This is a genomic window from Adonisia turfae CCMR0081 (assembly GCF_011009555.1).
Taxonomy (GTDB): domain Bacteria; phylum Cyanobacteriota; class Cyanobacteriia; order Phormidesmidales; family Phormidesmidaceae; genus Leptothoe; species Leptothoe turfae.
Window position 1 is genome coordinate 4,378,412 of record NZ_QXHD01000004.1, and the last position, 11,501, is coordinate 4,389,912.

The following is an 11,501-nucleotide window of genomic DNA, read 5'->3' on the forward strand; positions in this document are numbered from 1 at the left end:
GATTGACAGGGATGACCTCATAATTCTTTTGAGTTTTAACGGTGGGGCATTGCCGAAAAGTGCAATCACGGTATCCAGTCAGCTGAAATTTGGGTTCCTGTGACCAGGAGTTGATTTAACCGGCCACAAGAAAACCCACTAACCAGTTTTTTGAAAATCAACAACCAAAGATTGAAGTTGACATGGTACAAAGCCTCTTCGTCCTTGTCGCAAAACCTCCATGCCTAGGCTAGTCAAAGGTCCTACAGTTTAGACAACTTGCACAGAGAGAACCCAAGCGGGTCTCAAAGCAAGCCAATCAAGAACAGGCCAACCCCTCAAATTAATGAAAAAGGTTAGGTCTGTAAGCACTACCAAACTGAGGAACAACACAAATGGCTACTAACTCCATTAAGGCCCTGCTGAACAAAAATGGACTTCACTGGAACAACGGTGGATCTGTTGGTAATCGCTGGGATATAGGAGACGCAGCTGGCATCACGTTTAGTTTCATAAATGGACAACCAAGCTACCTACGAAATCATCCACAGTATCGTGATTTTGGGAGTTTCACTTTTGCGCAAAAGCAACAGGTAAGAGCAGCCATTGATCACTATGAAGAGATTGCCAATATCAACATTCGAGAAGTTGCCACAGGAGGCACTATTGAGGTTGGATATGCTCAGCTTTTCTACGATTTTAATGGAAATGGCCGGATGGAATCTAATGAAGGAGCTGCAGGACTTGGTAGCATCCCAGGTCTGTCTCGACAGGCATCTATTGCAATAGATCGCGACTATTCTGATTTCAGTAAAGGCTCTTTCGGTTATCACATAATACAACATGAGCTAGGACATGCTGTTGGTGGCTTTAATGATGTCACAATAGCTCGTAATCCCGATAACAGATATACAGCTAGAGATGCAGCCCGGCATAAAGGATTAGATGGGGCAGTCATAGCAGCAGGGGAAGATAGTCATAAATATACTGTGATGTCTTATAACGCTCATCCTAATATGCCAGGAGTATTTCCACGAACGCTGATGCTGTATGACATTGCGGCTTTGCAGAGTGTATATGGGGCTAATATGCGCACTCGTGCTGGCAATACGAGATACACATGGAAGCGCAATGAGACTTTTATCGAAACTATTTGGGATGCGGGGGGGATTGATACATTTGATGCATCTCAGCAAGTTCGTTCGACAACGCTTAACTTAAATGCAGGTGCATTTAGTTCTGTTGGTTCACTGCATGGTCGAGCTAATGCTAAGGATAATCTTGCCATTGCATTTAACACGACGATTGAAAATGCCATCGGAGGTACTGGCAACGATGTGATCATTGGTAATCAGGTCAATAACCACTTATACGGTAATGCGGGTAATGATCATTTGCACGGTGGGACTGGCAACGACCGTTTATATGGTGGAACTGGTAATGATGTTCTCACTGGCGTAAATCAGAATAATTTCAACGCTGGCAAGGGTGAATTGGACGTCCTGACTGGGGGCGGAGGTGCGGACAGATTTGTGCTGGGTGATAAGTATGAGGCATTCTACTCTGGTAACGGATATGCTCTGATCACTGATTTCAATCGGTTCGCAGGGGATTCACTAACGCTACATGGCGATGTGAGTGAATATTCACTTGGGTACAGCAACGTGGCCGGTGGATCGGCACGGGATACACTGATCTATCATCAGAATGATTTGATTGCAATAGCACAAGACACGACTAGCTTGAACCTTAATTCAAATGCGGTGATGGTGTAGTGTCATCCTCTATCTCTCGTAACTTCTTGAATGCCTTGTTTGATGCAAGCGGGGCATTTGGAATATGGAAATAGTTTGAGTCCAGTAGGCTGGGGAAAATACTAGGGGCGATTATTGCAGTCTTGGGAGAGGGAGAGGCGTCCGTCGGCGAGTTCATAGATACCAGTGGCTTCGTTGATGGGATCGCCGAGTTGCCATTGGGTGGCGGCTGGAGATTGGATTTGGCTGGTGGGGTAGGTGGAGAGGATGTCGCTGTTGGGGCTGGAGGGTAGGCCACCGCTACCGGTAATGTTAAAGGTGCCTTGGTTCTGGTTGGTGCGGGAGATACAGCTGGCGATGAGGATTTGGTCGGGGGAGATGATGCTATCGGGTAAGTCATTGAGGCTGTTTTCGATAGCACCTGTATCTGGAGCATCGATAGAAACCACACCACTAACCCCTCTTTCAGAACTCGCAGTAATATCGCTCAAGGGAGTCACTGCTGGTCGTGCTTCAATACCGAACAAACCACGTGAAGTAATATCAACATTCCCGCCGCTTCCTGTGAACGCATTAGCGGTAATGTCGCCGTTCTCATCAGGTATAGCAACGATAAATGGTATATCAAGGCGAATGTTTCCTCCGTCACCTCCAGACTGCTCATTTCCTGCCGTTGCAGATATTAGACTGCCATTACGAAGTAAAAGGAATTCATTGAGAGTAATAAAAATACTCCCCCCATCAACGGTAGCTGATTCAGCCGTTATTCGCCCGCCATCTTCTAAAACTATGTTGGAAGTATCACGTAAACGACCAATAACAACATTTCCAGCTATACCTTCTTTTCTAGAAACTACAGATAGGGTACTCTCAGGAGTGAACAAAGTATTCTCGTTTTCTCGAGTGAGATCACGACCGGCAAGACGTATCCCTTCAGTAGCGTCAAGAAAAATAGTACCCGCTGGTCCTGAATCATCACTGCTAGTTATGATTTGACCACCATCTAACATCTCTAGTTTTCCTAAGGAAAGATTGATATTACCCCCTTGCTGATCATTACCACTACTAGCAACTAATCCAGCTCTCCCTTTTATTACTAGACTCGAAGCCTCTAAAGAGATGTTACCACCGCTACCTACAGAAGAAAATCTACTATTTGTAAATATCGTACTATAGGCTCCATTATCAGAATTTTCACTGGCAAGAAGAACGCGACCTTCCGGTGCCTTGAGTACAACATCACCAGCGGAACCACTACCAGACGTACTAGCCTCTAACGAAGAACCATTTATCAACTCCGAAGAGCCTGCGGTGATCTGTATATCACCTCCAGATCCCTGTGCTTCAGCTAAAACGTTACTAAAAATACGACTGTTGTTAAAAACAGCAGAGTCACGGATATCTAAAGTCACATTGCCAGCATTACCAATACCCGACGTGCTAGCAACTAATGAGGAACTGTTTAACAGTTCTGAAGAACCTGCAGTAATTTTCACATTCCCTCCAGCTCCTGTTGCTCTAGGTCTTACACTGGTAAAAATATTACTGTTATTAAAAACAGCAGAGTCACGGATATCTAAAGTCACATTGCCAGCGTCTCCCTCACCTAAAGTGCCTGTCAGGAGACGAGAGTCACCCATCATAGTTATGGAGCCAGCAATAATTTCAATATCACCAGCGTCACTTCTTAAAGTATCTCCTTCAGTATCAGTACTTAGTAAGGCATTATTCTTAAGTGTCAAAGAGTTAGTAATGATTTGAACGTTTCCTCCAGTTCCTGTTGCTCCAGATTTTACGTCACCAAAAATATTACTGTTATCAAAAACAGTAAAGTCACGAATATCTAAAGTCACATTGCCAGCATTACCACCGCCAGACGTACTGGCAACCAGCGATGAACTATTTAAAAAGTCTGAAGAACCTGCGGTGACCTGTATGTTACCACCAGCGCCTGTTGCTCCAGATTGAACTGATGTGAAAATTCTACTGTTATCAAAAACAGTAAAGTCACGAACATCTAGAGTCACATTGCCTGCATTACTACTACCAGATGTACTAGAAGATAGCTGCGACGTATTAACTAGTTCTAACGAGTTTGCCCTGATTTGTATATCACCACCAGCACCTGTTGCTCCAGGTTGAGCCGATGTAAAGATATTACTGTTGTCAAACTGAACTTTATCGCGAGCAGTGATCACGATATTACCTGCATCCGATCCTCCCCGTGTCAGTGCCTGGAACTCAGAATTATTTAGAGCTCGCAAAGAACCTACGTTGATCGTGACACTGTTTCTATTACCGCGAGTCTCAGAATTTGCATTACTAAAGATATTTCCATCATTGAATGTAACTTGACCCACAACGTTAATTTCGATATCACCTGCATCACCAGCACTTGAGTCCGAGATACTAGATGACAATCTTCCACCATCCCTAACTTCTAGTATGTTACTGGTAATTTTAATAGTTCCACCATTACCAATAGCGTTTTCATCAACACCATTATCGATCTCACTCTGGCCGAATACTCTCAATATTTGCGTAGCATCGAGCGCTACATCACCAGCTTGACTATTATTAGTTCCCAAGCCCTCACTGATACCAGCATCTACACGACTGTTACCTGAAATAGTAATATCACGCCCAAAAATATTGACATCTCCGCCGCCATCAAGACTCACCTCAATTCGAGCTCGATTTTTCAACTCAACATCACCTCTAGTAGTACCTTCTGCAAATACGATATTTCCTTCTGAATCCGTAAGAATCTCGCCAGGAACTCCCAGGGCTCCTAATTGAATACGACCACCAAAAGCGTGAAGGCCAGCACGATTAGTGATATTACCTCCATCAATAACAATATCTCCTCCTAGAAACGTCAGATTTTCTCCAGATCGTACTCTCAAACCTGGAAAACCATCTCCGAGGAAACCATCGACAACCGATTGGCTTTCAATAGCCGCAGGAACTCCTTGAGTAAAAAGATATGCAGATGGAGCAATCGTCAACGTTGAAGCAGGACTTTCAGGGTTAACTGCACTAAACTCCTCAAACTCCTCCGCTCCAAATCGAAGACTGTCGGCTGTTGTCGCAACAAAAGAGGCACCAACGTCGAGTATCGCATTCTCACCAAAAATAATACCGTTAGGATTGATTAACCATAGATCTGGTGCAGAGCTACCAAATGTACCAAGCGTTCCAAGAATTTCTGAACGTTCAGTACCAGTGACTCGAGAAAAAATAGATTGAATTTCTGATGTGGGGCTCGAGAAATAAACACTTCTGTTTTCTCCAATGCTAAATTCACTAAAACTGTGAAACAGATTATTTCCACGAATTGCACCGCCAGTAATAATATCTCTAGCATCTACTAAGTCACTAGGACTAACGATTGACGATTCGATGCCTAATGTAGAATCTTCTACGGGGCTATTCTGCGCAAAAGTCTCCGTCGCCACCCCCCAAGCACCCACAACACTCAACCCAACCGCCCAAATCAGAGACCTCACGCCCATCCCAAGAACCTCCTCAAGCACCCAAAAATCCTGTTAACCTTCTACCACAAACGCCCATAACATGCAGCTATCCACACACAATTTCCCTATCCACTAAGATCCTCGCGTCCTTACGGCTGCACCCACAAAACTATGCGCCAATCCCTAAAAAATTAAGCAAAAAACCCGTATTGCCAAATATGGGATACTAAACCTCAAATAGTGCATGTAGCCCCCATATGCCCGAAAAAGCTCAGCTATCCGTAGTACGAAACTCTATGGTTAGCATTTATCTACTCCTGGTAAATCTCGTCCCCCTCCTAATCGCTACCGCCGTCCAAGCCCAACCCGCAATACCAGACAATAGCAACCCTGAAAACGACTTTCCCCAACAACAGGAACTAGACCCCCTACCCGACACATTCCCCCAGCCAGAAGACCACCCCACCCTAGAGCAACCCACCCCAGTCACCCCATCCGGTGATGCTCCCCCGAGCTCATTTCAAGTTGACGAAATCCAGGTTCTGGGCAACACTATCCTCGACGCAGAAATCCAAGCATTAGTGGAACCCCTGGAAGGACAAGAGGTCACCTTTGCCGACCTGCTCACCCTCAGAACCGCCATCACCCAGCTCTATATCGATAACGGCTACATCTCCTCCGGAGCCTTTATCCCCTCCAACCAGGTACTAGAAGACGGCATCGTTCAAATCCAAATCGTGGAAGGGGCCATCGAACAGGTCCAAATCAACGGTCTGGGCCGCCTGCGCGAAGGCTACATCCGCAGCCGCGTTTCCCGAGCCACCAAGGCTCCCCTCAACGTCCAGCGTTTGGAAGAAGCCCTCCAGCTGTTGCAAGTTGACCCGCTGTTGCAACGCGTTGATGCAGAACTGACCGCAGGCAGTGGCCCTGGTCTGAATATCCTAATTCTGGACCTGGCGGAAGCGGATCCATTCTTTGCCAACCTGAGCACCGACAATTATCGCTCCCCCAGTATCGGCTCGCTCCAGGGCAATGCCAATGTGTCCTATGGCAACGTGCTGGGGTTTGGGGATAGTCTCAGCGCCAGCTACAGCCTCACGGACGGTCTGGACAGCTACAATGTAGGCTACACCGTTCCCATCAATGGCCTGGACGGCAGCCTGGAGTTGCGGTACCAAAACTCCGAAAGTGAAATCGTCGAGGATCAGCTCAGAGATGCGGGCATTCGCAGTGAGAGTAAGACATTTTCCTTTAACTATCGCCAGCCCCTTACCCGGTCAGTCAGTAACGAATTTGCCCTGAGTTTAGGTTTTGACTTTCGAGAAAGCCGCAGCTTTATTCTGGATGATATTCCCTTTTCCTTCTCCATTGGTCCAGAAGATGGAGTATCCAAAGTGCGGGCCATCCGGTTTGCCCAGGACTGGGTAAATCGAGACATTAACTCGGTACTGGCGGTGCGATCACAATTCAACATCGGCTTAGACACTTTCGACGCCACCAACAACAACACCGGCACCGATGGCCAATTCTTCTCCTGGCTAGGCCAGTTCCAGTGGGTCGAACAGTTTTCTGCCGGTCAGCTACTGGTCACCCGCGTCAATGCCCAGCTTACTCCCGACTCATTGCTGCCTCTAGAACGCTTTAGCGTTGGTGGCATCGGCACCGTACGGGGCTACACTCAAAACCAACTGGTCACCGACAACGCTATTACAGCCTCCACCGAATTTCGCTTTCCCATCGGCCCAAACCTACAGCTCACCCCCTTTATTGATGCAGGCGGCGGCTGGAATAACAAAACCCCCGATCCTGACCCTGGGTTTCTCATAGGTACCGGCCTAGGTCTACGGTGGCAGCCTAGCAATATCGTTAACGTGCGCTTGGACTACGGCATTCCAGTGATTTCTTCCGGTGATGAGGGCAACTCCCTCCAAGAAAATGGCTTTTATTTCTCAGTAAACTTACAACCGTTTGAGTAAGAGCAATTATTATAGAAAACTATAAATTGACTTTATAGAAAACTATAAACCCCTTGTCCGAAACCAGTGAAAGTGTCTGGGCAATCTGCGCCTAAGCTATATTCACAACAGGAGGGACTTAGTGAAAACTCATCGGCCAGATGCGCCAGAACTACTGCGCTGGTGGCATCAGCACCAGGCACAGAAACTTAATCGGGTAGCAGACCATATCCGCAATGGTCTGCTACAGGAACTCTTTGCCATCCGACGTCAGCTAGAAGTATCTTGCGAAACTGAGGGCAATGCCGCCTTTGGATGCGATCATCATCTGGCCAATCTAGAGCGTCTTTACCATCAATTAGAGCACCTCAGCCATGACTTAAATTCTCCCTTCCGGGACTCCCTACCCCTGGCCCTACAGCACGCCATCCAGCCCTGGCACCAGCAGCTATCCATGACTACGGAATTCCCCAGTACCTGGCCCCCTGAACCCGTTGAGCATGTACAGCTCTTGATCACTTTCGTAGACAGCTTTTTTAGTCAGCTCGCCACCAACCCACCGCCTGACCATTGGGGCCTGGAGCTAACCCAGCAGACTACGGCCAAAGAACTCATCTGCTACGCCACTGGCGATAACCTATCCCCCCGTGTTACAGAATCTATATTGCCCCTGCTAGAAACCTTTCGACTCTTAACTCAAGGTGAATATCACCAGACTGTACAGCCCCAGCTGATACGTTGGGAACTACGCTGGCATTCTCCATCGACCCTATCGTCCATTGCCTCCGAATACAGTCATGACCGCATCCACCGAACGCATTAATCTACTCGTTGTTGATGACCATGAATCCGTCCTGGGTGGTACCGTTAGCGCTTTAGAAAAAGCCTATCCCAACGCCACTATTCGCACGGCAACCACCGCCAAAGCCGTCAACGAAGACCTGGCAAGGGGCTTGCCTGATGTACTGGTTATGGACCTGTCTATCCCAACGGCTCCAAGGGAACCGTCACAAACTGAGGTAGGCATTGAACTCTTGCGTCAGTTGCTTGATACCCAGACAGATCTCAATATTGTTGTCCAGAGCGCCCATGTCAAAGCACTGGTTCGCCTTAAACCATCCATTAGTGACTATCAAGGCGGCTTTACCATTGCCGACAAAAATCTGCCTTTAAAGGACATGTTGGAGAAAGTTGAATGGGCTCTTAAGGGATTAATTTATACCCCACGCGATATGCGTACCCGTCTGGAAATTAAACCCGAGTGGATGAAAATGTTGCAGCTAGCCTTTGGTGAAGGACTACAGGATAAGGCTATTGCTGAGAAGATTAATGTTTCAGAACGCACCGTGCGTCATTACTGGAATAAAGTGCAAGATGCTCTAGGCGTCTATCCAGAACCGGGCAAGAATATTCGCATCCAGACCGAGATTCGTGCCCGAGAAGAGGGGCTAATTGATTAGACCTAGAGTGCTATGGTACCACTTCCCAACTCTCTCTCTAAGCTGCGTCAGCGAATCGGTCGCCAACGGTTGCTACCGGGCATCACCGTCATCGGCCTGGTTATGCTGGCTCGCGCACTAGGATTGTTTCAAACCATGGAACTGCGCACCCTAGACACGTTTCTCCGGTGGCGGCCCGCAGAACCCAAGGATGAACGGATGCTGATTGTGGGCATTGATGAAGACGATATTCAACAAGTGGGCACCTACCCGATTCCCGATGAGGACATGGCCAAGCTGCTGGAAGCTCTTTTAAAGCATAATCCTCGGGTGGTCGGGATTGATCTTTATCGCGATCTGGCTGTTGAACCTGGACATCAGAAACTAGCCAACATTTTAGCCACCCAGCCCAATATTATTGGTGTGGAAAAAATCATTGGCGATCCTGCCGTTTCTCCACCGGCTGACCTGCCGCCTGAACAGGTGGGCTTTGGTGACCTGCCGCTAGATCCAGATGGGTTTGTCCGGCGGGCGTATCTGGGTAGTTGGCCAGCCGCCACTACACCCGACCCGGATCGGCTGCGATTTTCCCTAAGTCTTCGACTAGCAGAGACCTATTTAGCAGCGGAAGGACTGGAGCTAGAAAACGGAATTCGCGATGACAATAATATGCGTTTTGGTGATACCGAATTCTTTAATTTGTCACCTCGCGCTGGAGGCTATGCTCGTTTCGATAATGCAGGCTGGCAATTTCTGATAAATCCCCGCAGCGGCAGAGCTCCCTTTGATATCGTATCTATGGTCGATGTGATAGAGGGGAGAGTAAATTCAGACCTGATTCAAGACCGTATTGTTATCATCGGGATTACCACTCTCAGCGTAAAGGACCTGGTTAACTCAGCGGCGATCAAGTCCAACAATCCAGGGCTGATTAATGGGGTGGAAATGCACACCCACATCACGAGTCAATTGGTCAGCACTGTCCTGGATAATCGGCCCATGGTGCGTATCTGGGCTGACGGCTGGGAATATCTGTTGATTATTCTGTTGGGTAGTTTTGGCCTTTGGCTAGGATATATCGTTCGCCATCCGGCTCGCTATATTCTATTTATCGGTATCACCGTTTTAGGCATAGCCAGCGTGGGTCTAGTGGTGCTGTGGCTAGGGAGCTGGTGGGTGCCGGTTGTACCTACATTAATTATGACCCTAGCAATCAGTGGACTGGGGCTACCCAGCTTTTATTTGTATGACCAAATGTTACGATCTCGCATCGACGAACGCCAACAAATTATCGAGCGCACCTACGATGCCATCCACAATGGCCCCTTGCAAACTCTGGCGACACTTTTACAACAAAAAGACGATCTCACCCCCGCTATTAGCAACAAACTAGAAACCCTCAATCAGGAGATTCGCGCCATCTATGTTGGGCTGCTCCAGGAATCCCTACCGGAAGAACATCAGCTTCAGCTTGGGACTAAGCGCATCATTGATCTACGCGATCCCATCAAAGAAGTCTTACATAACGTTTACACCACAACCCTGGAACGCGACTTTCCCGGCTTTGCCTCTCTAAAGATTCACATCAATGACTTTCAACCCCTAGCGATTAAAGGACTATCATCCGATAATAAACGTGCCCTCTGTCGATTTTTAGAAGAAGCACTGTGTAATGTGGGCAAACATGCCATCAGTCCCAAACGACTGACGGTGCTATGCATTACTGAGGACAACGATAATGTGATTCGCATTGAAGATAATGGCCAGAATGATACTTTTGCTCAGGACAGCCGAGGTCGGGGGACTCAACAGGCGGAACGTCTGGCCAAACGGCTACGGGGTACATTCCGGCGTGAAGTTGGTAAAACAGGCACCCTTTGTGAACTACGATGGCCCATCAGCGGGGCTGGTCGATATAATCTAGTGAAAGAATAATTTTGTGTTATCTGTATTTGGTTATGAGTAGTACTTCCTGGATTCGTCGTATTCTAAGCGGTAGCGGCGCTATGGCTTTTGTGCTAGTGCTTTCTCCGGCTGGGTTGGCGAACTATGGGGAGTCGTATCGTACAGGCAGTTTATGGGCTTTTACGCCTCCTGGCAGTGACGGTATTAGACGTCCCAATGGTCCTACTATTCCAGGCACATCCCGAGTCTTTACACCACGCGATGATATAAGACGCCCTAGTGAGGATCATACCGGTGGCAGTGTGCGCGGCTGTGGGGATGATATCGTTGCGATCGCGCCCCGGCTCAACGCTATTGGTCAAACCGCGTCTATTAACCCTACTTTTGTCTGGTATAACTTCAGCCCTGACAATGACCCCGTAGAGTTTCAGCTTTATCGCTTAAACCCAGACAATGCGCCAGAGCGGATACTTACTGAGCAGTTTGATACGAGTCAGCAGGGCTATGAATCTTACACTCTTCCTACTGATAAAGCCACTTTGACCGCAGGCGAAACCTATATATGGCAGATCGTGCTTTACTGTGATGCTGCCTTTACAAATCCTGGCCATTATTCATCCGCTGAGCTAGATGTTGTTACCCTACCTGCCGAGGTAGCGACAACAGATGATGCTCTAACCAATGCTCAGGCCTATGCTAATGAAGGTCTATGGTACGACGCCCTGGCCGAGGCCTATGATGCTAATACACCAGCCACTGAAAAATTCCGTCAAGACCTACTCCTCGACCTCGCCGATATCGAAGCACAATCTGATAAAGATGAAGCAGCAGACCTAAGCGAACAACTCCGAGAAATCGCAGGTCCAGAATAAAGACCGAGGCAGAAAACCCTTAGCCATTCACCATTCCCCCCTGCTCCCTCTCTCCCCTGCTCCCCTGCTCCCCTGCTCCCCTGCTCCCCTACCCATCCACTCCAAAATCTCTATCCCTCTA

The 11,501-nt window shown here is 47.9% G+C and carries 7 protein-coding genes; 6 read left to right on the plus strand and 1 reads right to left on the minus strand.

What is annotated here, in order from left to right:
* Positions 1–374 precede the first annotated feature (374 nt).
* The gene (locus DXZ20_RS22865) at positions 375–1,754 is read left to right on the plus strand and encodes a M10 family metallopeptidase (RefSeq protein WP_163700994.1); all 1,380 of its coding nucleotides are present in this window, start codon (positions 375–377) and stop codon (positions 1,752–1,754) included.
* 101 nt (positions 1,755–1,855) lie between these two features.
* Here DXZ20_RS22865 and DXZ20_RS22870 read toward each other — a convergent pair whose 3' ends face one another.
* Positions 1,856–5,248, minus strand: coding sequence for a two-partner secretion domain-containing protein (locus DXZ20_RS22870; RefSeq protein WP_163700997.1), 3,393 nt, complete (start codon positions 5,246–5,248; stop codon positions 1,856–1,858).
* A 218-nt stretch (positions 5,249–5,466) separates the two neighbouring features.
* Between DXZ20_RS22870 and DXZ20_RS22875 the strand changes: the two genes are divergently transcribed.
* The 5 genes from DXZ20_RS22875 to DXZ20_RS22895 all read left to right on the plus strand — a co-directional run bounded on the left by DXZ20_RS22875 (position 5,467) and on the right by DXZ20_RS22895 (position 11,380).
* Entirely contained in the window at positions 5,467–7,185 is a 1,719-nt protein-coding gene (locus DXZ20_RS22875) for a ShlB/FhaC/HecB family hemolysin secretion/activation protein (RefSeq protein WP_250565886.1), read from the plus strand.
* Positions 7,186–7,306: 121 nt separating this feature from the next.
* Positions 7,307–7,987: a hypothetical protein gene (locus DXZ20_RS22880; protein WP_163700999.1), complete on the plus strand. Its 681-nt coding sequence runs from the start codon at positions 7,307–7,309 to the stop codon at positions 7,985–7,987.
* A complete protein-coding gene (locus DXZ20_RS22885) occupies positions 7,962–8,624 on the plus strand; it encodes a response regulator transcription factor (protein ID WP_163701002.1) in 663 nt (220 codons plus the stop codon). The genes DXZ20_RS22880 and DXZ20_RS22885 overlap by 26 nt, the downstream gene beginning before the upstream one ends.
* Positions 8,625–8,636: 12 nt before the next feature.
* The gene (locus DXZ20_RS22890) at positions 8,637–10,538 is read left to right on the plus strand and encodes a CHASE2 domain-containing protein (RefSeq protein WP_163701004.1); all 1,902 of its coding nucleotides are present in this window, start codon (positions 8,637–8,639) and stop codon (positions 10,536–10,538) included.
* Between the two features lie 23 nt (positions 10,539–10,561).
* Positions 10,562–11,380: a DUF928 domain-containing protein gene (locus tag DXZ20_RS22895; protein ID WP_163701007.1), complete on the plus strand. Its 819-nt coding sequence runs from the start codon at positions 10,562–10,564 to the stop codon at positions 11,378–11,380.
* Positions 11,381–11,501: the final 121 nt, after the last annotated feature.